The organism is Allokutzneria albata (genome assembly GCF_900103775.1).
In the GTDB taxonomy this organism is placed as follows: Bacteria; Actinomycetota; Actinomycetes; order Mycobacteriales; family Pseudonocardiaceae; genus Allokutzneria; species Allokutzneria albata.
Genome location: NZ_LT629701.1, coordinates 4,979,482 through 5,002,124, shown reverse-complemented (window position 1 = coordinate 5,002,124; position 22,643 = coordinate 4,979,482). Strand labels below are relative to the sequence as shown.

The 22,643-nt window shown below is 70.6% G+C and carries 25 protein-coding genes; 15 read left to right on the top strand and 10 right to left on the bottom strand.

Translation table 11 applies throughout. From position 1 onward, the window contains the following. Together BLT28_RS22455 and BLT28_RS22450 are read right to left on the bottom strand one after the other, a co-directional pair. On the bottom strand, window positions 1–798 hold the full coding sequence (locus BLT28_RS22455; RefSeq protein ID WP_030428777.1) for a lysozyme: 798 nt from the start codon (window positions 796–798) through the stop codon (window positions 1–3). A gap of 8 nt (window positions 799–806) precedes the next feature. Continuing rightward, a complete protein-coding gene (locus tag BLT28_RS22450; RefSeq protein WP_030428778.1) occupies window positions 807–1,268 on the bottom strand; it encodes a hypothetical protein in 462 nt (153 codons plus the stop codon). A gap of 335 nt (window positions 1,269–1,603) precedes the next feature. Between BLT28_RS22450 and BLT28_RS22445 the strand changes: the two genes are divergently transcribed. Continuing rightward, window positions 1,604–1,900 carry a hypothetical protein gene (locus BLT28_RS22445; RefSeq protein ID WP_030428779.1) on the top strand — a complete coding sequence of 99 codons (297 nt, stop codon included), beginning with the start codon at window positions 1,604–1,606 and terminating at the stop codon, window positions 1,898–1,900. 47 nt (window positions 1,901–1,947) lie between these two features. On the opposite strand, the gene BLT28_RS22440 is transcribed toward BLT28_RS22445, so the two are convergent. From BLT28_RS22440 to BLT28_RS22425, 4 genes are read right to left on the bottom strand one after another with little or no spacing between them, the layout of a single operon-like run. Beyond that, a complete protein-coding gene (locus BLT28_RS22440; RefSeq protein WP_030428780.1) occupies window positions 1,948–3,066 on the bottom strand; it encodes a cobalamin-independent methionine synthase II family protein in 1,119 nt (372 codons plus the stop codon). Window positions 3,067–3,094: 28 nt separating this feature from the next. Beyond that, complete coding sequence (locus BLT28_RS22435) at window positions 3,095–3,874, bottom strand: class I SAM-dependent methyltransferase (RefSeq protein WP_030428781.1); 780 nt, start codon at window positions 3,872–3,874, stop codon at window positions 3,095–3,097. A gap of 1 nt (window position 3,875) precedes the next feature. Beyond that, window positions 3,876–5,105, bottom strand: a complete 1,230-nt coding sequence (locus BLT28_RS22430) for an RNA polymerase sigma factor (protein ID WP_030428782.1) — start codon at window positions 5,103–5,105, stop codon at window positions 3,876–3,878. A gap of 1 nt (window position 5,106) precedes the next feature. Next, on the bottom strand, window positions 5,107–5,457 hold the full coding sequence (locus BLT28_RS22425) for a YciI family protein (protein ID WP_030428783.1): 351 nt from the start codon (window positions 5,455–5,457) through the stop codon (window positions 5,107–5,109). A gap of 208 nt (window positions 5,458–5,665) precedes the next feature. Between BLT28_RS22425 and BLT28_RS22420 the strand changes: the two genes are divergently transcribed. Then, on the top strand, window positions 5,666–6,091 hold the full coding sequence (locus tag BLT28_RS22420) for a pyridoxamine 5'-phosphate oxidase family protein (protein ID WP_052407146.1): 426 nt from the start codon (window positions 5,666–5,668) through the stop codon (window positions 6,089–6,091). On the opposite strand, the gene BLT28_RS22415 is transcribed toward BLT28_RS22420, so the two are convergent. Then, window positions 6,073–6,678 (bottom strand): phosphatase PAP2 family protein, encoded by a 606-nt coding sequence (locus BLT28_RS22415; RefSeq protein WP_030428785.1) that lies wholly within the window; start codon window positions 6,676–6,678, stop codon window positions 6,073–6,075. The genes BLT28_RS22420 and BLT28_RS22415 overlap by 19 nt on opposite strands. A gap of 60 nt (window positions 6,679–6,738) precedes the next feature. On the opposite strand from BLT28_RS22415, the gene BLT28_RS22410 reads away from it, so the two are divergent. The 5 genes from BLT28_RS22410 to BLT28_RS22390 are packed head-to-tail and all read left to right on the top strand — an operon-like array spanning window position 6,739 to window position 12,260. After that, window positions 6,739–7,752: a LacI family DNA-binding transcriptional regulator gene (locus tag BLT28_RS22410; protein ID WP_030428786.1), complete on the top strand. Its 1,014-nt coding sequence runs from the start codon at window positions 6,739–6,741 to the stop codon at window positions 7,750–7,752. Further along, window positions 7,749–9,023: an ABC transporter substrate-binding protein gene (locus BLT28_RS22405; protein ID WP_030428787.1), complete on the top strand. Its 1,275-nt coding sequence runs from the start codon at window positions 7,749–7,751 to the stop codon at window positions 9,021–9,023. The genes BLT28_RS22410 and BLT28_RS22405 overlap by 4 nt, the downstream gene beginning before the upstream one ends. Beyond that, window positions 9,020–9,898, top strand: a complete 879-nt coding sequence (locus BLT28_RS22400; protein WP_043811031.1) for a carbohydrate ABC transporter permease — start codon at window positions 9,020–9,022, stop codon at window positions 9,896–9,898. The genes BLT28_RS22405 and BLT28_RS22400 overlap by 4 nt, the downstream gene beginning before the upstream one ends. Then, the gene (locus tag BLT28_RS22395; RefSeq protein ID WP_231950379.1) at window positions 9,895–10,701 is read left to right on the top strand and encodes a carbohydrate ABC transporter permease; all 807 of its coding nucleotides are present in this window, start codon (window positions 9,895–9,897) and stop codon (window positions 10,699–10,701) included. The genes BLT28_RS22400 and BLT28_RS22395 overlap by 4 nt, the downstream gene beginning before the upstream one ends. A 20-nt stretch (window positions 10,702–10,721) precedes the next feature. Continuing rightward, window positions 10,722–12,260, top strand: a complete 1,539-nt coding sequence (locus tag BLT28_RS22390; protein ID WP_030428789.1) for an FAD-dependent oxidoreductase — start codon at window positions 10,722–10,724, stop codon at window positions 12,258–12,260. 34 nt (window positions 12,261–12,294) lie between these two features. Here the strand turns inward: BLT28_RS22390 and BLT28_RS22385 are convergent, their stop codons facing one another. Further along, the gene (locus BLT28_RS22385) at window positions 12,295–12,804 is read right to left on the bottom strand and encodes a hypothetical protein (protein WP_030428790.1); all 510 of its coding nucleotides are present in this window, start codon (window positions 12,802–12,804) and stop codon (window positions 12,295–12,297) included. A gap of 145 nt (window positions 12,805–12,949) precedes the next feature. Between BLT28_RS22385 and BLT28_RS22380 the strand changes: the two genes are divergently transcribed. Next, window positions 12,950–13,504 carry a GNAT family N-acetyltransferase gene (locus BLT28_RS22380; RefSeq protein WP_030428791.1) on the top strand — a complete coding sequence of 185 codons (555 nt, stop codon included), beginning with the start codon at window positions 12,950–12,952 and terminating at the stop codon, window positions 13,502–13,504. Next, the gene (locus BLT28_RS22375) at window positions 13,483–14,253 is read left to right on the top strand and encodes an aminoglycoside adenylyltransferase family protein (protein ID WP_030428792.1); all 771 of its coding nucleotides are present in this window, start codon (window positions 13,483–13,485) and stop codon (window positions 14,251–14,253) included. The genes BLT28_RS22380 and BLT28_RS22375 overlap by 22 nt, the downstream gene beginning before the upstream one ends. Before the next feature lie 100 nt (window positions 14,254–14,353). Here BLT28_RS22375 and BLT28_RS22370 read toward each other — a convergent pair whose 3' ends face one another. Both BLT28_RS22370 and BLT28_RS22365 read right to left on the bottom strand, forming a co-directional pair. After that, window positions 14,354–14,902: a hemerythrin domain-containing protein gene (locus tag BLT28_RS22370; RefSeq protein ID WP_030428793.1), complete on the bottom strand. Its 549-nt coding sequence runs from the start codon at window positions 14,900–14,902 to the stop codon at window positions 14,354–14,356. Window positions 14,903–14,957: 55 nt separating this feature from the next. Next, window positions 14,958–16,130, bottom strand: a complete 1,173-nt coding sequence (locus BLT28_RS22365; protein WP_081900198.1) for a M20/M25/M40 family metallo-hydrolase — start codon at window positions 16,128–16,130, stop codon at window positions 14,958–14,960. A gap of 170 nt (window positions 16,131–16,300) precedes the next feature. On the opposite strand from BLT28_RS22365, the gene BLT28_RS22360 reads away from it, so the two are divergent. From BLT28_RS22360 to BLT28_RS22335, 6 genes are all read left to right on the top strand, one after another. Further along, window positions 16,301–16,597 (top strand): hypothetical protein, encoded by a 297-nt coding sequence (locus BLT28_RS22360; RefSeq protein ID WP_030428795.1) that lies wholly within the window; start codon window positions 16,301–16,303, stop codon window positions 16,595–16,597. 157 nt (window positions 16,598–16,754) lie between these two features. After that, the gene (locus tag BLT28_RS22355) at window positions 16,755–17,036 is read left to right on the top strand and encodes a metal-sensitive transcriptional regulator (RefSeq protein WP_030428796.1); all 282 of its coding nucleotides are present in this window, start codon (window positions 16,755–16,757) and stop codon (window positions 17,034–17,036) included. A gap of 22 nt (window positions 17,037–17,058) precedes the next feature. Then, window positions 17,059–17,268: a heavy-metal-associated domain-containing protein gene (locus tag BLT28_RS22350; protein WP_030428797.1), complete on the top strand. Its 210-nt coding sequence runs from the start codon at window positions 17,059–17,061 to the stop codon at window positions 17,266–17,268. Between the two features lie 25 nt (window positions 17,269–17,293). Further along, window positions 17,294–18,265 (top strand): hypothetical protein, encoded by a 972-nt coding sequence (locus BLT28_RS22345; protein WP_030428798.1) that lies wholly within the window; start codon window positions 17,294–17,296, stop codon window positions 18,263–18,265. After that, a complete protein-coding gene (locus tag BLT28_RS22340) occupies window positions 18,255–20,531 on the top strand; it encodes a heavy metal translocating P-type ATPase (protein ID WP_030428799.1) in 2,277 nt (758 codons plus the stop codon). The genes BLT28_RS22345 and BLT28_RS22340 overlap by 11 nt, the downstream gene beginning before the upstream one ends. 93 nt (window positions 20,532–20,624) lie before the next feature. Next, window positions 20,625–22,643 carry a copper-translocating P-type ATPase gene (locus tag BLT28_RS22335; RefSeq protein WP_169748566.1) on the top strand — a complete coding sequence of 673 codons (2,019 nt, stop codon included), beginning with the start codon at window positions 20,625–20,627 and terminating at the stop codon, window positions 22,641–22,643.

Below are 22,643 nucleotides of genomic sequence, written 5' to 3'. Positions count from 1 at the left end.
TCAGCCTCGCGCCAGGACCTGAAGGCGGCTGTAGTTGCCGTTGAAGGAGTTCTGGTCGATCGGCTTCTCCGAGTACTGCCAGATCGTGTGGATCGACCACGCGTACGGCAGCGGCCCGATGTGGGAGTTGTACCGCGCCACCCACAGCGGGTTGGTCTTGCTGAAGTCGCCGTGGTTGCCCGTGCACTTCGACCACCAGTTGGTGCTCGTGTAGATCGCCGGGTAACGACGGGTGCGCTTGTGGTAGGTGTCGGAGAAGTCCTTGATCCACGCGACCATCGCGGCGTGACTGAGCCCGTAACACGTTGCGCCATAAGGGTTGTACTCGATGTCCAGCGCACCGGGCAGGGTCTTGCCGTCCTTCGACCACCCGCCGCCGTTGTTGACGAAGTAGTTGGCCTGGGCGGCTCCGCTGGAGCGGTCGGGCAGCGCGAAGTGGTACGAGCCGCGGATCATGCCGATGTTGTAGGAGCCGTTGTACTGCTGGGCGAAGTACGGGTTCTTGAACGCCGTTCCTTCGGTGGCCTTCACGTAGACGAAGCGCTTCCCGGCGTTCCACTGGGCCGCCCAGTCCACGTTGCGCTGGTGCCCGCTGACGTCGATGCCCGGAACCGACGCCCCGGTCCTCGGGTCGAGCGGAACGTCCTCGTGCGTTCGCGGGCGCTCCGGCGAGACGCCTTCGTGCTTGGCGATCTGCGAACCCATCGCGGTGTCCCCGATGGGTTCCTGGGCCAGCGCCGGTGTCGCCGCCGCGATGGTGAGCAACACCGTGAGCGCCGCCTGTATCTTGCCGGTCATTCCGCCTCCTAGCGCGAACGAATGGAGTGGGCCAGAACGTCGCCCGCGGCGACCTGGATCTGCTCACCGACGAACCTGATGCGCGAACAGCGCGCGTGGGCCCACAGCACGTTTCCGAGCCGCAGCAACGGCGGCCCCAGACGCTTCAGCGCGATGTCGGGTCCGGTGCTGGTGCTCCGTGGGAGCGCCGCGTCGGCGCCGTAGGCCACGAAGAGCTCGCCGAGGGTGATCTCCACGAGGCGGCACGTGGTGCGCGTGACGTTGATCAGGTCGCCGACGGAGACGGCGGGCCGCAGCGCGAAGATCTCCTCAGCCGCGTGCGCGCTCGCCCGCAGGACCAGCCGGGCCGCGAGGAGCCGCTGGACCTGCGCGTCGTCCCCGTTCCCGGCGAGCGCGGCCGCCGCGGCCGAGACCGCCTCGGTCACCTCGTCGCTGAGCCAGGTGCCGTCGCCGATGACTGCCGTGCCCATTTCTGCCTCCGCAGCGGTCAGTTCCGATATCGCTGCGAATAACCCTCGCCGGGCTCTCCAACCGTCCTCTCGCAGAATTCACCCTGCGGTGTTTTGGTGGTCATCACCGCGCGTCGTGACCTCGCGCTCCGTCATCCCGAAGGGGGTCGCACCAGGAGAGGTTTGCCGGTCGGGCGGCTACGAAAATCGCATGTTTATTTCACGGGACACAATTCGAGCTGCACTGATCGTTTTCCGCCTACCGGGGCCTTCGGATTCTCCTTGATTCGGCTACATTTTGTTTCTGGGGATATCCAGAATTCTCTGGAGAGGGGTACGTGATGAACACTGTTCGGATGATCGGTCGAATCATGATCGTTACCGCGACACTGGCGGTCGTGCTGCCGTTCAGCGCCGGTATCGGCTCGGCGGCGCCCGCGGGCGAGTTGACGGCGAGCGCGACGCAGACCGGGAACGACAAGGCCGATCGCATTCGCGAGCGCGTGCGCGCCACCATCGCCGAGCGAGACCGCTACGACGACGACGATGACGACGACGGCATCGGGATCGGCATCGGGATCGGCGTGGGGATCGGCATCGATCTCGGGATCGGCATCGGAATCGGCATCGGGATCGGTGACGACGACGACTGAACTCCGGGCGGCGGCGGGAGAGCCCCGCCGCCGCCCGTGTCCACGTGTCAGGACGCCAGCGCGCGGCCGACTTCTCCGACGAGTTCGAGCTTGGCCCGCTGCGTGGCCTCGGACAACGGGTTGCCCTGCATGGCCGATGCGAAGCCGCACTGCGGGGAGACGGCCAGCCGGTCCACCGGGTGGAACTTCGCCGCTTCCTCGATCCTGCGCTCGACGTCCGCGCGGGACTCGACCACATCGGTCTTGGTGGAGACCAGCCCGAGCACCACGACCTTGTCGTCCGGCACCTCGGCCAGCGGCTCGAACCCGCCGGAGCGCTCGTCGTCGTACTCAAGGAAAACGTGGTCGACCTTCTCCAGGCGCGGGAACACCTGTGCCGCGATCGAACCGTAGCCGCCCGAGGTGTGCCACTGCCCCTGGTTGTTCCCCCGGCAGACGTGCACGGAGAACGTGACGCCGGGTTCGGTCATGACGCTGTTCAGCAGATCGACGCTCTTGTCGAGGAACCGGTCCCGGTCGAGCCCCGCCGCCTCGTAGAAGAACTTCGCCTCGTTGATGGGGAAAGTCAGGTCCGGTGCGTCCAGCTGGATGTAGCGGCAGCCCCGCGCGGCGAGCGCGGCGATCTCCTCGCGCAGCAGTTCGGCGACGTGGTCCATCGCCTCGGACACGTCGCGGTAGGCGGCGGTGGAGTGTTCGTTGGACCAGAACACCAACGCGATGCTGCTCGGCGACGGCAGCGTCACCTTGAGCGGGTGCTTCGCCCGCCGGCTCGCGTACTCGAACTCCCGCAGGGCAAGGGATTCGCGGCGCGCGAGCCTGCCGGTGATGAGCAGCTTCGCCTCCAGCTCGTCCAGCTGGGCGGCCTCTTCGTCGGTGTGCCAGGCGTCCGCGCCGACCATCGCGTCGACGACCGCGCTCTGGCCGGGCAGGACCGGGGTGATGCCGTCGAGCACCCCGGCCAGCGAGTCGAAGTACACGCCGCGCCGTTGCTCGCCATCGGTGATGACGTCGATCCCCGCTTCTTCCTGGAGCGCGATCGCGGCGTCGACGGCCTCGTTCTCGAGCTCCCGCAACTGTTCCCCGGAGAGCCGGCCCGCCGCGTGCTGCTCCCGTGCGGCGAGCAGGCCCGCGGGCCGGAGGAGGGAACCGACGACATGGCTCTTCATGGTGTCTCCTTCGGGTTCTCGCGGTAGATCACCATGTTTGTTGTTGTGGGGCAAGCGATTGCTTCGGCGTGGACCGAGCAACGATGTGCCGTGCCCGTGGCCGGTGCCGCCATTCACCGGATGGGGCGAGCCGCAGGAACTCCTCGCGGAGCCGGGCGACGAACTCGGGTCCGCGGTCGTCGGCCAGCGGCCGGAGCGGGCCGGACTCGGTGTGGGCGGTGAAGAACTCCTCCGCGCTCGGATGCGACATCGGGTGCGCGACGTCCTCGTCGACCACAACCCCGGGAACGGTGAGGCGTTCTTCCCAGGAACGGTCCCCGGCGGGCACGTGAGCGCGAAGAACCTTGGACAGCAAGGAAAACGGGCCATCGGTCTCGATGTTGCCCGGCCAGAAGACGACCGACAGGACTCCGCCCGGGCGCAGCGTCGAAGCCCACGAGCGCAGCGCGGCATCGGGCTCGGGGAGTTGCTGGAGCCCGAAGACCGACACGACCGCCGCGCATCGGTGGTCGTCGAGGCTCGAAGCATCGCCTTGGACCACACGGACTCGTGGCAGCCCGGCGGCGCGCTCCCTGGCGAGCCGGACCATGCCCTCGGAGAGGTCGATGCCGACGATCTCGCGGTCGGGGAAGGACTTCACCAACGCGTCGAGTTCGGGGAACGTGCCGCAACAGGGAACCAGGATCGGGCCGTCCGGGAGCGCGCCGGTGATCGCCCGCACGGCCGTGTCCACCCACGGGGCGAAGCGCGGGACGTAGTAGGACTCGTACCCGGCGGCAGCGAGGTCCCAGCCACGTGCGATGTCCATGTCAGTCCTCGATCGCGCTCAGTTTGCGCCGCAGCAGGGCGCGTTCTGGTTCGGTACCGGCCAGCTCCAGCGCCCGTCGGTAGGCGGAGGCGGCCTCGGCGTCCCGGCCGAGCCGGTGCAGCAGCTCGGCGCGAGCCGTCGAGTAGGGGTGGTAGCCGCGCAGCAACGGCTCGTCGGCCAGCTCGTCGAGCAGGGCGAGCCCGGCCTCGGCGCCATCGCGCATGGCAACGGCGACGGCACGGTTCAACGCGACTACGGGCGAGGGCAACAGCGCGTGCAGCACCTCGTACAGCGCCACGATCTGCGGCCAGTCGGTCGCGGCGAGGTCGGCCGCCTCGTCGTGGAGCGCGGCGATCGCGGCCTGCACGCCGTACGGGCCCGGTCGCCCGCCGGTCAGGGCGACCTCCACCAGGCGCGTGCCCTCCTCGATCATGGCGCGGTCCCAGCGACGCCGGTCCTGTTCCTCCAGCAACACCAGCGCGCCGTCCGCGTCACCGCGCGCCTCCCTGCGGGCGTGGATCAGCAACAGCAGCGCCAGCAGGCCGGTGACCTCGCGTTCGGAGGGCATCAGCCCGCGGAGGATGCGCGCCAGCCGGATCGCCTCCTCGGCCATGTCCGGCCGCTGCGCCGCATAGCCCTCGGTGAAGACCGAGTAGACGACCTGGAGCACCCCGGGCAGTCGCTCCGGCAGCTCGTCGGCGCCGGGCACGCGGAAGGGGATGCGCGCCTCGCGGATCTTCTTCTTCGCCCGCGTGATCCGCTTGGCCATGGTGTCGACCGGGACCAGGAACGCCCGCGCCACCTCGGGCGTGGTCATCCCGGCGAGGCAGCGCAGCGTCAGCGCCACCCGGTCCTCCGCCGGCAACGCGGGGTGCGCGCAGGTGAAGAACAGCTGCAACCGGTCGTCCGGCAGGCCGTCCCCGACGTCGGCGGCGGGCGCGGGATCGGCCCGCTCCGCCTCCACCCGGAGCACGGCCAACCGCTCGGCGTAGGCCCTGTTCCGCCGCAACCGGTCCACCGCCCGGCGCCGCGCAGTGGTCATCAACCACGCCCCCGGATTCGGCGGCACCCCGTCGACCGGCCAGCGGGCCACCGCGATCTCGATCGCCTCCGAGGCCACCTCCTCGGCCAGGTCCAGATCGCCGAAGCGGCGGACGAGCGCCGCCAGCAACCGGCCGTGCTCCTCGCGGAACACGCCCTCCACCGATGCCGGCGACGCCCCGCCCGTCATCTCAGGCCCCGAAGTCCGCGACCGGGCGCACCACCACGGAGCCGCTGCCGCGCGCGCCGGGGCACCGCGCGGCCCAGTCCAGCGCGGCGTCCAGGTCCGGGACGTCGATGACGTAGAACCCGCCGAGCACCTCGCGGCTCTCCGCGAACGGACCGTCGGTGACCAGTCGCTTCCCGTCCTCGCCGACCCGCACGGTGGTCGCGGTGACCAGGTCGGCCAGCGACTCCCCGGACACGAGGATGCCCGCCTCCCTGACCTCCTTGTCGTAGGCCATCCAGTCCTCGACCGCGCACTCCGCGGCCCCGCCGTTCTCGTCGACCGAACCCGCGTTGATCAGCAGCATGTACTTCATCTCGTGCTCCTCAGCGTCCCGTTTCCCGTGCGGCAGGAGCGCCGCACACCATGACTACGAACGGGACGCGGCCCCGTGGACACGACCCCTGGACTTTTTTCTACGCCGCGTCCGGGGGCCGGGACCAGCCGGGGACCGCAGACGCACGCACATCCACCGCGGACGCGTGCACATGGACCGCGGCCGAGCCGTGCCCTTGACTGGGTGCATGGCAGTGATGACTGAGTCGAAGCGCGAGGAGTTCCTGGCGGGCGTGCACGTCGGGGTGATCAGCATCGCGCGCCCGGACGGCCCGCCGCTGGCCGTGCCGGTCTGGTACCACTACGAGCCGGGCGGGGACGTCCTCGTCCAGACCGCGCCGGAGTCGCTGAAGTTCCGGCTGGCCGAGGCCGCGGGCGAGTTCACCCTGGTCGTGCAGGACGAGAACCCGCCGTACCGCTACGTCAGCGTCTCCGGCCCGGTGGTGGCCGTCGACCACGAGACGCCGTGGTCGGAGATCGAGGCCCTGGCCCACCGCTACCTCGACGGTGACGCCGCCACCGACTTCCTCAAGACGGTCGAGGGCGCGACGATCGCGACCTTCCGCATGCGCCCGCGCCGGTGGTACTCCACCGACTACAGCATCAGCGGGTAGAGCACGGCCGGGAAGGCGACGCCGAGCACGGTGCCCACGAGCACCTGCGCCGGGGTGTGGTCCTCCAGTTCGACCCGGGACCAGCACAGCAGCATCACCACCGGCGCCAGGGCGAGCCAGTCGAGGCCGTAGAGGATCGAGACGATGACCAGCGCGGCGGCGCCGACCGCCGCGTGCACGCTCACCTTCCACCGGCCGAGCACGGTGATCAGGCCGAGCACGACGATGAGCACGACCTCGCCCAGGCCCAGCGCGAACACGTGCGCGGGCGCCCGGGTGACGCCCATGGCGACGGTCACCACGACGATCGACGCGGTGATGATCACCAGCGGGACCAGCCGTCCCGCGCGGTCGTTGACGTGGTGGCCGTCCCACCGGCCGCGCCGGGCGCCGTTGACGACGAAGACGTAGGGGATGACGCAGCTGCCGAGTGTCAGCGCGGCCGCCCACCACAGCGCCGCCGGCCGCTCCGGGTGCGGCCAGGCGCCCACGGCGAACGCCAGGACCGCGAGCACCACGTAGGGGCTCAGCACCTCGGTGACGGCCTTCGCGACCTTCCGCGCGACCGTCGGTGAGTCAGTGGTCATGGCCGTAGATCCTCCCAACTCCCCTTGACTCCTCCCCGGGTGGGCTGCCACCGTTTAGTTATGCGCATAACTCGCCGGGTGTCCCAGGCGGACATCGCGAAGCGCGCCGGTGTCACGCAGGCGGCGGTCTCGCTGATCCTGCGCGACAAGGCCACCTCGATCCCGGAGGAGACGCGCCGTCGCGTGCTCGACGTGGCGCATGAGCTGGGCTACCGGGCCGACCCGCTGGCCCGGCGGTTGGCCACGGGGCGCAGCCAGCTGCTCGGCGTCTTCACCTACGAGCGCGTGTTCACCGCGCGTCACGGCGGCTGGTACCACCCGTTCCTGCTCGGCATCGAGGAAGAGGCCGAGCGGGCGGGCCAGGACCTGCTGCTGTTCACCAGCGCGGCCACGTCCGGGCCGATCCGCAGCATCTACGCGGACGGGGAGAACAAGCTCCGGCTGGTCGACGCGGCGGTCCTGCTCGGCCGCGACGAGATCCCAGCGGAACTGGAACAGCTCGTCGCCGAGGGTTACCCCTTCGTCTTCATCGGCAGGCGTTTCCTGCGCGGGGGGCGTGAGGTGCCCAACGTGGCGCCCGGCTACGCCGCCGCGAGCCAGGAGCTGGCCGACCGCCTGCTCGACAGGGGACACCGCCGGATCAGCTACCTCGGGTCCAATCCGGACCTCCCGGCGACCGGGGACCGGTTGCACGGGCTGCGCGAGGCGATTCCCGGGATCGCTCCGGAGATCGTCCCGCTCGACGCGGTCAAACCGTCCTTTGTGGACACTCTGCTGGACCGCGGGGTCACCGCGGTGGTCGTGGAGGGCATGGCCTACGCCGAGGCGCTGCGCCTCGCCGTGGAACAGCGCGGACTGAAGGTGCCGGACGACCTGTCGATCGCGGTGGCGGGCGTCGCCGAGGACGAGGACGCCGGCGGCTTCTGGGCGGGCTTCGACATCCCGGGCCGGCGCATAGGGCAGGTCGCGGTGCAGCGGCTGCTGGAGCGGCTGGACGGCGGGGAAGCTACCACCGACACCGTCGAATGCGCTGAGCGACAAGGGAAATCGGTCGTGGAAGCACGGTCGCGGTGAAGCGCGCGGTGCTCGTCGCGATCACCCTCGCGCTCACGACGGCGTGCGGGATCGGCGACCGCCCCGACCCCGACCACCTGACGATGACCGTCTGGACCTCGGACCAGGCCCAGCTGCGCGCCTTCCAGGAACTCGGTGACGCCTTCGCCGCAACGCGTCCGGGTGTCGCCGTGCGCATCCAATCGGTACCGCAGACGGAGTACGTCACCAAGCTCTCCGTCCGCCTCGCCGGGGGAGACCCGCCGGACCTGGGCTGGCTCGGCGCTCCCGACGCGGTCAGCATGTCGGCCAAGGGGCGTCTGGCCGACGTCGGCCGCGCGCTGCGCGAGGACCCGGCCTACCGCCTCGACGACTTCGTGCCCGCCGCGTTCACCAACTGGCGCTCAGGTGACGCGGTGCACGGGATCCCCTTCTCCACCAGTCCCTTCTTCACGATCTACAACAAGGACATGCTGGCGAAGGCGGGACTTCCCGAGCCCGCGGAGCTGGCCGCGCGCGGTGAGTGGACCTGGGCGCGGATGGCGGAGCTGGCCACGCGGCTCAAGCCGGTCCTGCCGCCGGGCGGGCACGCCTTCGAGAGCAACGAGGGCGGGATGTACGGCCCGCTCGTCTGGGCGACGCTGGACCCGTTGCTGCGAGCGCACGGAACCGGTGTGTACCACAGAGAAGACCGGTCCTGCCGGTTGGCCGACGGCGCGGCCATCGAGGCGATCGGGCTCTACCACCGGATGGCCTTCGCCGACGGCACGGCGACCCCGCCCGGATCGCAGCCGGGGTTCTCCGCCGGGAAGACCGCGATCACCATCACCCAGCTCTCCCGGCTCTCCCAGCTCCAGGGTTCGACCTTCGGCTGGGGAGTGGCGCCGCTGCCCGCCGGCCCCGGCGGCCAGCCCTACGTCACCGGCCAGGCGGGCATGGTCGTCTTCCGGCAGAGCGACAACCCGAAGCTCGCGACGGAACTGCTGAAGTTCCTCAGCGGGCGCGCGAGCACCGAACGCCTCGCCCGGTTCTACCCGCCCGCGCGCCGGTCCGTCCTCGCCGAGGCCGACCGCATCTACGCGACGAGCCCGCTGCCTCGCCCGGCCGTCACCGACATCCTGGTGCGCGGCATCACCGACGGGGAAGCCTTCCCCTATCCCGAGAACTGGCCACAGATCCGCGCGACCGCCGAGCCCGCGCTGGACAGGCTCTGGACGCGGACCGCGGACGTTCCCGGAGTGCTGCGGGACATCTGCGACCGGATCGGGCCGATGTTGCGGAGCAAGCGGTGAAGCGCGGGCGTCGCGAGGCGCTGACCGCCTACCTCCTCCTCGCGCCGCAGGCGATCGGGTTCGTGCTGTTCGTGCTGATCCCGTTGGTCAGCGTGGTCGTCATGTCCTTCACCGACACCGACCTGCTCACCAACGAGTCGAAGCCGGTGGGCTGGGCCAACTACGTGGAGATCTTCACCGGCGATCCCGCGTTCTGGCAGTCCCTCGCGGTGACCGGGATCTTCGCGCTCGGGCTGGTCGTCATCAACGTGGGCCTGTCGCTGGCCCTGGCGCTCGCGCTCAACCGGCGCCCGCGCGGCGCGGGGTTCTTCCTGACACTGGCGTTCCTCGCCGTGGTCACCTCCCAGGCGGCGTGGGCGATCGTGTGGCGGTTCCTGCTGCAGGGCGAGGGCGGCGCGGTCAACGGCCTGCTCGACCTGATCGGCCTGACCGGGCCCAACTGGCTGCACGAGGCCCAGCCCTCGCTCGGTGCGGTGACCGTGGTGGCCGCGCTGAAGACCGTGGGGCTCAAGGCGGTGATCTTCCTGGCGGCGCTGCGGAACATCCCGCCCGGGGTGATCGAGGCCGCCCGGCTGGACGGGGCGAGCGAGTGGCGGGTCACCAGGCACGTCGTGCTGCCGATGATCTCGCCGACCACCCTCGTCGTCGTCCTGATCACGCTGATCGGCTCCTTCCAGGTCTTCGACTACGTCCAGCTGATGACGCACGGCGGGCCGTCGCACGCCACCTCCGTGCTCGCGTTCTACATCTACGAGCAGGGTTTCGAGCTCTTCCGCAGCGGGTACGCGAGCGCGCTCGCAATCGTCCTCTTCGGACTGACCCTGGCGCTCGTGGCGATCCAGTGGTGGGCCAGGAAGAAGTGGGTGCACGAGTGATCTACCTCCTGCTGGTCGTCCTCGTCGCGCCACTGGTCTTTCCGTTCCTGTGGATGGTCTCCAGCGCGTTCAAGCAGCCGTCGGAGATCTTCGCGTTCCCGCCGTCGCTGCTGCCGGGAGCGCCGACGTGGAACAACATCGTCGAGGTCTTCACCTTCCAGCCCTTCGCCAGGCAGATCTACAACAGCCTCTACATCGCGCTGGTGGTCGCGCTGCTCACCTGCGCGCTGTCGCTGCTGTCCGGCTACGCCTTCGCCCGGCTGCGCTTCCCGGGGAAGAACCTGGTCTTCCTGGTCCTGCTGAGCGCGCTGATGCTGCCGACCGAGGTGACGCTGATCCCGAACTTCCTGATGATCAGGGACATGGGGCTGGCCGACACGCACGTGCCGCTGCTGGCCATCCCGACCTTCGGCGCGATCGGGGTGACCGGGATCTTCCTCATGCGCCAGTTCCTCCAGGGCATCCCGCGCGAGCTGGAGGAGGCGGCGATGATCGACGGCATCGGCCGCATCGGCGTCCTGTGGCACATCGTGCTGCCGCTGGCCCGGCCCATCCTCGGCACCATCGGGATCGTGTCGTTCCTGGCGAGCTGGAACTCCTTCCTGGAACCGCTGGTGTTCCTCAACCGCAACGAGCTGTTCACCGTGCCGCTCGGGCTGAGCACCTACACCGACACGAGCGGGAACCCGATCTGGAACCTCCAGCTCGCGGCGACCGCGGTGTCCACGGTGCCCGTCCTGATCGCCTACCTCCTGGCCCGCAGGCACATCACCGACAGCCTGGCCCACGCCGGGATGAAGTGACCGATCACGGGAAGGGCCACATGGAACTCGACTGCGATGTGCTCGTCGTGGGCGCGGGCTGCGGTGGCGTCGCCGCCGCGCTGGCCGCGGCGGGGCAGGGGCTCGACGTCGTCCTCACCGAGCCGACCGACTGGCTCGGCGGGCAGCTCACCGCCCAGGCCGTGCCGCCGGACGAGCACCCCTGGGTGGAGATGATGGGCGTGACCGCGTCCTACCGGCGCATGAGAACCCTTGTGCGAGCGCGGTACCGCGCCGATCCGCGGCTGCGGGAGGGACCGCGCCGGGAGAACGCGCTCAATCCCGGGGCAGGCTGGGTCAGCAGGCTGTGCGCGGAACCGACGGTGATCCACTCCGTGCTCGCCGAGATGCTGGCTCCTTCGGAGCACAGAGGAAACCTGAGGCTGTTCTTCCGGCACCGTCCGGTTTTCGTTGAGGTGGAGGGTGATCGCGTCAGCGCGGTGCGGTTCGATCCCGGGGTCGTGGTGCGCGCCAGGCAGGTCATCGACGCCACGGAGGAGGGAGACCTGCTCCCGCTGGCCGACTGCGAACACGTGCTCGGCGCGGAGAGTTCCGCCGACACCGGGGAGCCGCACGCTGTCGACGGCCCCGCGCAGCCCTTCGACCAGCAGGCCATCACCTGGTGCGCCGCGCTCGAATACGACCCGCGCGGTGAACACGTGATCGAGCGGCCGAAGGGCTACGAGTTCTGGCGCGGCTACCGGGCGCCGTTCTGGCCGGGACCGCAGCTCGGGTGGACGACCCAGGAACCGGAGACCGGGTGCCCGCTGCGGAGGCCGCTGTTCGGCGCGAAGGACGAGCAGGACCTCTGGCGGTTCCGGCGCATCCGCTGCGGAGCGCACTACGAGCCGCCGCTTCCGGACGTCACGCTCGTCAACTGGCCGCACATCGACTACTGGCTCGAACCGATCACCGGCGTCGCCGGGGACCTCCGTCGGCAGCGACTGGAACAGGCCCGCGAGCTGACGCTGTCCTTTGTGTACTGGATGCAGACCGAAGCGGGATACCCCGGACTGCGGCTGTCCGAGAAGACGCTCGGCACCGATGACGGCCTCGCCGCCATGCCGTACATCCGTGAAGCACGGCGCATCAAGGCCGAGTTCACCGTGCTGGAACACCACATCGGCGTCGAAGCACGGCCCGGCGCGGTCGAGGCGGAGCAGTTCGCCGACTCCGTGGGCATCGGCAGCTACCGCATCGACCTGCACCCCAGCACGGGCGGCCAGGGCTACGTGGACATCCCGTCGTACCCCTTCCAGATCCCGTTGGGCGCCCTGATCCCCGTTCGCCTCGACAACGTGATCGCGGGCGGGAAATGCCTCGGCGTCACGCACATCACCAACGGCTGCTACCGGCTCCACCCGGTGGAGTGGAACGTCGGCGAGGCCGCGGGAGCACTGGCCGCGCACGCCATCGAACGCGGTGTTCCGCCGAGGGCGATCCGGGCCCGCGCCGACCTGCTCACCGAGTTCCAGGACCGCTTGCAGGCGATCGGCGTCGAACTCGAATGGCCCGCGTGGGTCCGGACCCGGCAGCGATAGGTGCCGCGCGCCCGGCACCTACCGCCGACCTTCGTCAGCCGGCCGCGCAGTCCCGCGCGTTGATCGCCTGCAGGGCGAAGCCGACGACTTTGCCTTCCTTGATGCCGAAGGTGTAGCGGTTGGCCGGGTTCTGCGGCGTCGTCGTCCTGATGTTCGCGACGCCGTTCTGCCAGCCGTCCACCGCCTTCGGGTAGGCCTTCTTCACCTCGGCGGCCGTGGAGCCCACGCCGACGCCCTCGGGGGTGCGCGCGCCCGCGGCGGTGCCGGGGATCGAGTAGACGCCGTGCGCCTTGGAGATGATGAGCACCGGGCCGGACGAGTAGGCCCACTTGTAGCCGCGGCACAGCTCGTTGCCGCCGACCGGCTCGCCGACCTTGCCCGTCGCGAGGGCGTCGGACAGGCTCATGCCGATCTTCAGCGGGCCGAAGCCGTCCGGGCCGAGCACGTTCTCGGTGGTGGCGGCGGCCTGGCCACCGGCCGCGGCGAGCGCGATGGCCGAGGCGGCAAGCACCGCGGCGCCCGCACGGGCGAGAGTGATGCGCATCAGGTGTCCTTTCAAGACGGTTGTGCCGACCAAGACGCCAGGTGGCCGCGGCGGGTTGCACGAGTGGGGAAGTGGTTTCGGCCAGGACCGAACCTCGTGCGAGGATCCTTGTGGGGCAATGCTTTCCCGGATGTGAAGGGGGAACATGTACGCGACATCCCTTGGTGATGACGGCGCTGTGCTGCGCCCGTTGGAGCCGTGGCACGCCGACGAGTTCCTGGCCAACATCGACCGCGGGCGGGAGTTCATCGGGCAGCACATCGCCCTGGCGGACATCGTGTCGGACCTGGCGGCGAGCCGCGCGTTCCTCCAGGCCTACGCCGACAAGGCAGCCAAGGACACCGCGCGCATCCACGGCATCTGGCTGGACGGCGAGCTCGTCGGCGGTGTGCTGTTCCGGACCATGGACGTGCCGAACGGCACCGCGGAGGCCGGTTGCTGGCTGGAGCCGTCCGCCGCGGGCAAGGGGCTGGTGACCAGGGCCGCGCGGGTGCTCATCGACTGGGCGATCGAGGAGCGGGGGATCCACCGGATCGAGTGGCGGGTGGCGACCGAGAACGCGCCGAGCATCGCCGTGGCCCGGCGGCTCGGGATGACCAAGGAGGGCGTGCTGCGCGAGATCGCCCCGTACCGGGGGAAGCGCAAGGACATCGAGGTCTGGTCGGTGCTCGCGCCGGAATGGCGGGCGGCGAAGCGGTGATCGACCGCGTCCTGCGGCTGGTCGGCGATGTGCTCGGCCCCGAGGTCGTCGGTGTCTACCTGCACGGCTCCGCGGTGCTCGGCGGCCTCAAACCGGCCAGCGACGTCGACATCCTCGTGGTCACCCGGCGGAGCATGGACGACCGGGAACGCCGGGCGCTGCTGGACGGGCTGCTCCGCGAGCGCGGCGAGCGCCCCGTCGAGTTGACGGTTGCCGTCAAGTCCGAGGTCCGGCCGTGGCGATACCCGCCGACCTGCGACTTCCTGTACGGCGAGTGGCTGCGTGCGCGTTTTGAGGACGGCGCGCCGCCGCCCCGGCCGGAGCCCATGCCGGACCTGGCGCTCCTGCTGACGATGGTCCTGGCCGGAGAGCACGCCCTCGTCGGTCCGCCTCCCGCGCACGTCCTCGACCCCGTGCCGCACGCCGACCTCGTCCGGGCGAGCGCGGCGGGCGTTCCCGAACTCCTCCGCGACCTCGACAGCGACACCCGCAACGTCGTGCTGACCCTGGCGCGCGCCTGGACCACGCTCGCCACCGGCGAGATCCGGTCGAAGGACGCCGCCGCGGACTGGGCCCTCGCCCAGCTCCCTCCCGAGCACCGTCCCGTTCTGCGGCACGCGAAGGAGCTCTACCTGCACCGGCACTACGCCGAGGAACACTGGAGCGAGGAGCTGAGGGCCCAGGTCGGCCCGCACGCCCGAGCTGTCTCAGCGGAGATCGATCGGCTCCTCACGCCCGACCGCCGCTGACGTCCTCAAGTTCCCCAGCCCTCGCCCAGTACGTCTCCAACCGCGGGTTCGTCAGCGGGCGCGGGGAAGTGGGGTACTCGAAGGCCCACGGACCTGGCCGTCAGAGCTTGCGCATCTTGGCGACAAGCTCGTCCTTGCTCATGGAAGCGGCACTGGCGACACCCGCGTTGCGCGCCTGGAACTGCAGCTCCTCCTTGGTCGCGCTGCCCGGCCGGTCACCGAGGTGCCGGGCGCGGCTGGCCGCGAACGCCTTGCCGAGCTGCGTGCGGCGGTCCTCGTCGAGCCGTGCGCGCATCTGCGGCAGCACGGTCGTCTCCTCTTCCTCGACGTGGTGCGTGACGGCTTCCACCAGTTCGGAGAGCACCTTGTCGAACTCGGCCGTCTCGGGGTCGGTCTCGGTCAGGCGCAGCAGCAGCTGCTCGGCCTGGACGTGCTCGGCCTGGCTGTGCGCGATCTCCTCGACCTCGTCCGCGTCGTCCTTCGCGACCGGGTAGACCTCGGCCTCCTCCGCCCGGCTGTGCGCGGTGAGCATCGCGGCCAGCACCGGCACCAGCAGCGGGCGCTTCTCCGGGTGCTGCTTCAGCTCGTCGAACAGCCGCTCCACCTCGCGGTGGTCCTGCATGATCAGATCAACCACGTCGACGCCCATGGCATCCTCCTCGCAAACGGGGTTCGCGTGGCGCGAGTACCCCGTTCGCCCGGCTTCATGCTGCGAACATCCGCGCGGCGTACAAGGCGTACACGGCCGCGCAGCGGCGCATCGCGGCCTCGTCGACGTACTCGTCCGGGCCGTGCGCGACCTCCAGCCGCCCGGCGCCGTAGCCGAACGCGGGGATGCCGAGCTGGCTGTACCAGCGGGTCTCCAGGATGCCCGCGCACCCCTCGAACCGGGCCTCGCCCTCGACCTCGCCGACCACCTGCGCCAGCGCCGCGGCGGCCGGGTGCGACGCGTCCGTGTACGCGGGCGGCTGCTGCTGGGTCACCTGGACCGACACCTGAGCACCGATCTCCGCCGCCGCCTCCTTGACAGCAGCTGTCAAGCGGTCGCGTTCGTGGTCGAGGTCCTCCTCCGGTTCGTAGCGGCCGTCCACGGTGAAGAAGGCCGAACCCGGCACCACGTTGAAGTTCGACCCGCCGCCGAACAGGCCGCCGACGACGACCATGGATCCCTTCTCGGTGATTTCACGGGCATGGTCTTCGACCGGTCGCGCGATGTGGAGCATGTGCTGGAACGCGTTCACACCCCGATCCGCCTGGCCGACGTGGGCCTCGCGTCCGCGCACTTCGACGCGCAGGGAAAGCGCGCCGCGGGCGGAATTCCAGATGCTCCCCCCGCTCGGTTCCGCGGTCACCATGGCCAGCGCCCGGGGGTCGATCAGGTTCTCCCGGCGCAGGTGTCCCGCGCCGGTGACGCTGCCGGTCTCCTCGTCGCAGACCAGGTGCAGCACGATCCGCCCGTCGCCGAGCAGGCCCAGCTCCTTGGCCGCGGCGGCGCCGTAGAGCATGCTGACGAGGCCGCCCTTCATGTCCGCGCTGCCCCGGCCGGTGATCCTGCCGTCGCGTCGCTCCGCCGTGAACTGCCTGGGGTCTTGCGCGGGCACGACGTCGAAATGGCCGTGGAAGTAGAGCAGCTTCCGCCCGTCACCGACGGAGCCGCGCACGATGCTCGGCTCCTCCAGTTCGCGGGCCGGGGCCAGCTCGATGACCTCCGGAGCCAGGCCGAGCGCGTCCATCGCCTCGCGGACGGCCCGCGCGCACCGGCCCAGCTCGCGGCCGGGAGGGTTCTCCGAGTCGACGGCGATCAGCCTCATCAGCAGCTCGGCCATGTCGTCAGCCCGTGGCTCCAGCCATGCGGCTACGGCGCTCTTCGGCAGCATCAATCAATACTAGAGTGATTTCCGCCTTTCAGGCAGAGGTGAAGCGGAATGTGAAACCGGGGCCGTTGATAAGGGCCCGGTCCGCAATATCGGCCGATCAAATTCGGGAAAGAAATGTCTCTCATTGCTCGAAGCACGGCGATGGCGCTCGCCCTCGCGTTCGTGCCGGTGTGGCGAACGCGGAGATCGCCCCGCGCCCCGCGGACAAGTGCGACTCCAACATCTGTTTCCGGGTGTCCGGGTACTCCGACGGCTGGAGGGCGTCGGTGACCCGCATTTCCGATGCGATCGACGGCATCGTCATCGAGGGGCCGAACGGCCAGGGCGGCGCCTCCAGGAGGGAGCCCGTCGTGACCGTCTACGGCAAGGGCGCCGGTGTGGTGCACGGCTTCGGTTTCCAGGGCTTCAGCCAGAAGTCGCACATCAGCTTCCGGGTCTGCGACCGCGGAACGCCGATCTGCTGGTAGGCGCCGGGCGCGCTGACCGACGACGGCCGGCTTCCCCAGGGGGAGCCCGGCCGTCGTCGTGTGACCTCCGAGGTACCCCCTGCCCGTACCCTTGACTGCCCTACCCCCCTAGGGTATCAATATGGCTGTCGGGCGGCACGGACGGAGGAGGCGCGCCATGCGGGGATACACCGAGGGCAAGGACGACTACCTCAAGCGGCTGCGCCGGATCGAGGGTCAGATCCGCGGTCTGCAGCGGATGGTCGACAACGACGAGTACTGCATCGACGTGCTCACCCAGATCTCAGCTGCGACGAAGGCGCTGCAGGCGGTCTCCCTCGGCCTGCTCGACGAGCACCTCAGGCACTGCGTGAGCCATGCGATCAACGAGGGCGGGGACGGCGCGGACGCCAAGATCCGCGAGGCCAGCGAGGCGATCGCCCGCCTCGTCCGCTCCTGAAACCCCACGAATGGAGTGCGCCATGAGCACCATCAGCGAGACCTACACCGTCACCGGCATGACCTGCGGGCACTGCGTCGCCTCGGTCACCGAGGAAGTGGGCGCGATCGACGGCGTGACCAACGTCGCCGTGGACCTGCCGACCGGTGCGGTCACGGTGACCAGCACGAAGCCGGTGAGCGTCGACGCGGTGCGTGCCGCGGTCGACGAAGCCGGGTACTCCCTGGTCTAGGCATTTCGAGCATTAAGGACTCGACATGAACACAGCAGCGAAGCTCTCCGCCTACGGTGCGGCGCTCGCCCTGGTCGCCGCGGGCGCCTGGGCTGCCGGATCCGCTGTCGGTCCCTTCGCCGCCCCGTCCGGAGCGCATTCCGACGCGCCCGGCGCGGGCGGAGCTCCCGGCGGCGGGAACGCCGGGCACGGGGACGGTCACGGCGGCACCGTCGCGGAGGCCACGCAAACCGATCAGCCCGGCGGGCTGGCGTCGTCCAGGGGCGGCTACACCCTCACGCCCACCGCGACGACGCTGCACACCGGGACCGCGCAACCCTTCTCCTTCCGCGTGCTCGGGCCGGACGGCAAGCCGGTCACCCGCTTCGACGTCGAGCACGAGAAGCGGATGCACCTCATCGTGATCCGCAGGGACACCGCGGGCTTCCAGCACGTCCACCCGGAGCTGGACCAGGACGGCACCTGGCGGGTGCCGCTGACCCTGCCCCGCGCGGGCAGCTACCGGGTCTTCGCCGACTTCGTGCCCACCGGCGCCACGCCGTTGACGCTCGGCGTCGACGTCTCCGTCGCCGGGGACTTCCAGCCGGAGACCTACAGGACCTCGCGCGTGTCCACAGTGGATGGATACGAGGTCCGGTTGGACGGGGACCTCGTGCCCGGGCGCTCGTCCAAGCTCACGCTGAGCGTGCAGAAGGACGGCCGCGACGTCACCGACCTCCAGCCCTACCTCGGCGCCTACGGACATCTCGTGGCGCTGCGCTCCGGCGACCTCGCGTACCTGCACGTGCACCCGGACGGCTCGCCCGGTGACGGCAAGACCGCGCCGGGACCGAAGATCACCTTCTTCGCCGAGGTGCCGACGGCGGGGACCTACCGCCTGTTCCTGGACTTCCAGCACGCCGGGCAGGTCCGCACCGCCGAGTTCACCGCGACCACCGGCGGGTCTTCGCCGAACCTGGGCGCGTCGCACGAGGAGGAGAAGCCCCATGGGCACTAGCGAGGTCGAGCTCTCCATCTCCGGTATGACGTGCGCATCGTGCGCCGCCCGGATCGAGCGCAAGCTCAACAAGCTGGACGGGGTGACCGCGACGGTCAACTACGCCACGGAGAAGGCCAAGGTGGTCTTCCCGTCCGGCACCGACACCACCACGCTGATCGAGCAGGTCGAGGCCGCGGGCTACTCCGCCTCGTTGCCGGAAACTGCCGCGCCGCAAGAAGAAGACGACCCGCTGCGGTCCCTGCGGCAGCGGCTGACGGGCTCGATCGTGCTGTCGGTCCCGGTGATCGCGATGGCGATGGTGCCCGCGTTGCAGTTCACCTACTGGCAGTGGATCTCCCTGACGCTGGCGGCTCCGGTGCTGGTGTGGGCCGCGTGGCCGTTCCACCGCGCGGCCTGGGCGAACCTGCGGCACGGCACCGCGACCATGGACACCCTGATCTCCCTCGGCACGCTGTCGGCGTTCCTGTGGTCGTTGTACGCCTTGCTGTTCGGCACCGCGGGCACGCCCGGCATGACGCACCCCTTCGAGCTGACGATCGCGCCGAGCGACGGCGCGGGCAACATCTACCTCGAAGTCGCCGCCGGGGTGACGATGTTCATCCTCGCCGGCCGCTACTTCGAGGCCAGGTCCAAGCGGCGGGCGGGCGCGGCGCTGCGCGCGCTGCTGGAGCTGGGCGCGAAGGACGTCGCGGTGCTGCGCGACGGCCGGGAACAGCGCATCCCCACCGCGCAGCTCGCGGTCGGCGACCGGTTCGTGGTCCGTCCCGGCGAGAAGATCGCCACCGACGGCGTGATCGAGGAGGGCTCCTCCGCGGTCGACGCGAGCATGCTCACCGGCGAGTCGGTCCCGGTCGAGGTCGGACCCGGGGACGCGGTCGTCGGCGCGACGGTGAACGCGGGCGGTCGGCTGGTGGTGCGCGCCACCAGGATCGGCGCGGACACGCAGCTCGCGCAGATGGCCAAGCTCGTCGAGGAGGCGCAGAACGGCAAGGCCCAGGTGCAACGCCTCGCCGACCGCATCTCGGCGGTGTTCGTCCCCGTCGTGATCGCGCTCTCGGTCGGCACCCTCGCCTTCTGGCTCGGCGGAGGGGCCGAGGTGAGCGCGGCGTTCACCGCGGCGGTGGCGGTGTTGATCATCGCTTGCCCGTGCGCGCTGGGCCTGGCGACACCGACCGCGCTGCTCGTCGGCACCGGCAGGGGAGCGCAGCTGGGCATCCTGATCAAGGGGCCGGAGGTGCTGGAGTCCACGCGTGCCGTGGACACCGTGGTGCTGGACAAGACCGGCACGGTCACCACCGGGCGGATGGCTCTGGTCGAGGTGCACACCGCGACCGGGGTGTCCGAGGAGGACGTGCTGCGGCTGGCCGGTGCGCTGGAGAACGCCTCCGAGCACCCGATCGCCCAGGCGATCACCAAGGGAGCCCGCGAGCGCATCGGGGAGCTGCCGGAGGTCGAGGGCTTCACCAACGTGGAAGGCCTTGGCGTACAAGGGATCGTGGACGGTCGGGCCGTGCTGGCCGGGCGCACCGCGTTGCTGGAGGAGTGGAGCCAGCACCTGCCCGCTCCGCTCGTCGAGGCCAAGGCCGCGGCGGAGGCGGCCGGTCGCACGGCCATCGCGGTCGGCTGGGACGGTGAGGCCCGGGCGGTGCTCGTGGTCGCCGACACCGTCAAGGACACCTCCGCCGAGGCGATCCGCCAGCTGCGCGCGCTCGGGCTCACGCCGGTGCTGCTCACCGGGGACAACGAGGCGGTGGCGCGTTCGGTGGCCGCGGAGGTCGGCATCACCGAGGTGATCGCCGAGGTGCTGCCGAAGGACAAGGTCGACGTGGTCGCGCGGCTCCAGGCCGAGGGCAAGGTCGTCGCGATGGTCGGCGACGGCGTGAACGACGCAGCCGCGCTGGCCCGGGCTGATCTCGGGCTGGCCATGGGAACCGGGACCGACGCGGCGATCGAGGCCAGCGACATCACGCTGGTGCGCGGCGATCTTCGTGCCGCCGCCGACGCGATCAGGTTGGCGCGCAGGACGTTGAGCACGATCAAGACGAACCTGTTCTGGGCCTTCGCCTACAACGTCGCCGCGCTCCCCCTCGCGGCGGCCGGGCTGCTCAACCCGATGATCGCCGGTGCGGCCATGGCCCTGTCGTCGGTGTTCGTGGTGTCGAACAGCCTGCGACTGCGCGGTTTCCGCAGTGCCAACTCCGCAGCACCGGCCCCTTCGGCCCGTCCGGCGGCTCCGCTGCGCGAACCCGCGTCGGTCCGCTAGCGAGCACCACCCGCCGTGTGCCGCCGTCCCCTGTGGCCGGCGGCACACGGCTTTCCGGGTTGCGCATATACCCTAGGGGGGTATTGTGGTCGCATGGACGAGCACCACGGTCACCACCAGGAGCACCAGGGTGGGCAGCACGGGCACCACGGGGGACACGGCGGCCACGCGGACCACGCGGCCGTGTTCCGGGACAAGTTCTGGCTGAGCCTGGCGCTCAGCGTTCCGGTGGTCTTCGCCAGTCACATGGTCGCCGAGCTGTTCGGCTACCACGTGCCGTCGTGGGCGGCCTGGATCCCGCCGGTGCTGGGCACGGTCGTGTTCGCCTACGGCGGCTGGCCGTTCCTCTCCGGCGCCGTCGCCGAGCTGCGCGGCCGGCAGCCGGGAATGATGACGCTCGTCGCGCTGGCCATCACGGTGGCGTTCGTCGCCAGCGGCCTGACCACCCTCGGCGTCGGCGGGCTGAACCTGGACTTCTGGTGGGAGCTGGCCCTCCTGGTCGTCATCATGCTTCTCGGCCACTGGCTGGAGATGCGGGCGCTGGGCCAGGCCAGTGGCGCGCTCGACGCCCTCGCCGAGCTCCTGCCCGACACCGCCGAGCGCATCGGTGCCGACGGCACGATCGAGCCGGTCTCGCTGGCCGAGCTGCGCGTCGGCGACCTGGTCCTGGTCCGCTCCGGGGGCCGGGTGCCCGCGGACGGCGTGATCACCGAGGGAACCGCCGAGCTGGACGAATCGATGATCACCGGCGAGTCGCGCGCAGTGCGCCGCGAGCCGGGGGACCGGGTGGTGGCGGGCACGGTGGCCACCGACTCCGCGGTTCGCGTGCGGGTGGCCGCCGTGGGCACGGACACCGCGCTCGCCGGCATCCAGCGGCTGGTGGAGGAGGCGCAGACCTCGCGCTCGCGGGCGCAGGCGCTCGCGGACCGCGCTGCCGCCGCACTGTTCTGGTTCGCGCTCGTCGCGGGCGTGCTGACCTTCGCGGTGTGGTCGCTCATCGGTGACGCGACCACAGCGGTGGAACGGACCGTCACCGTCCTGGTGATCGCGTGCCCGCACGCCCTCGGGCTGGCCATCCCGTTGGTGATCGCGATCTCGACCTCGATGTCGGCGAAGGCGGGCATCCTCGTCAAGGACCGGCTCGCGCTTGAGCGGATGCGCACCGTCGACGCGGTGCTCTTCGACAAGACCGGCACCCTGACCGTGGGTCGTCCCGCTGTGACCGATTCTGTTGGCGCGGAGGGCTTTACCGCTGAGGAGGCGGTGCGCCTGGCCGCGGCCGCGGAGACCGACTCGGAGCACCCGCTGGCCAAGGCGATCGTCGCGGCGGCCGATGACGTGCCCACGGCGCGGGAGTTCCGCTCGCTGACCGGTCGCGGGGTTCAGGCCACTGTGGACGGAGCGACGATCGCGGTCGGTGGCCCGGCGTTGCTGCGCGAGCACGGGCTCGAAGCGTTGCCGGAGACCGCGGAATGGCAGGCCCGCGGCGCGACGGTGCTGCACGTGCTGCGCAACGGGCGGGCGATCGGCGCGCTCGCGCTGGCCGACGAGATCCGCCCGGAGTCGCGCTCGGCGATCGAAGCGTTGCACGCCAACGGGATTCGCGTTGTGATGATCACTGGTGACTCGCGTGCGGTCGCCGAGTCGGTCGCGGCGGACCTGGGCGTCGACGAGGTCTTCGCCGAAGTGCTGCCCGCCGACAAGGACAGTGCTGTCGCGGAGCTGCAGGCACGCGGGCACCGGGTCGCGATGGTCGGTGACGGGGTGAACGACGCTCCGGCGCTGGCCAGGGCCGACGTCGGCATCGCGATCGGTGCGGGCACCGACGTGGCGATCGAGTCGGCCGGTGTCGTGCTGGCCTCCGACGACCCGCGCGGTGTGCTCGCGGTCCGCCGGTTGTCGGTGGCGAGCTACCGCAAGATGAGGCAGAACCTGGTGTGGGCCACGGGGTACAACGTGTTGACGGTGCCCTTGGCCGCGGGCGTGCTCGCTGGTGTCGGCTTCGTGTTGCCGCCCGCCGTGGGGGCCGTCGCGATGAGCTTGTCGACGATCGTCGTCGCGCTCAACGCCCAGCTGCTGCGCCGGGTGAAGCTGGCTCCCTCCAGCGAGTGA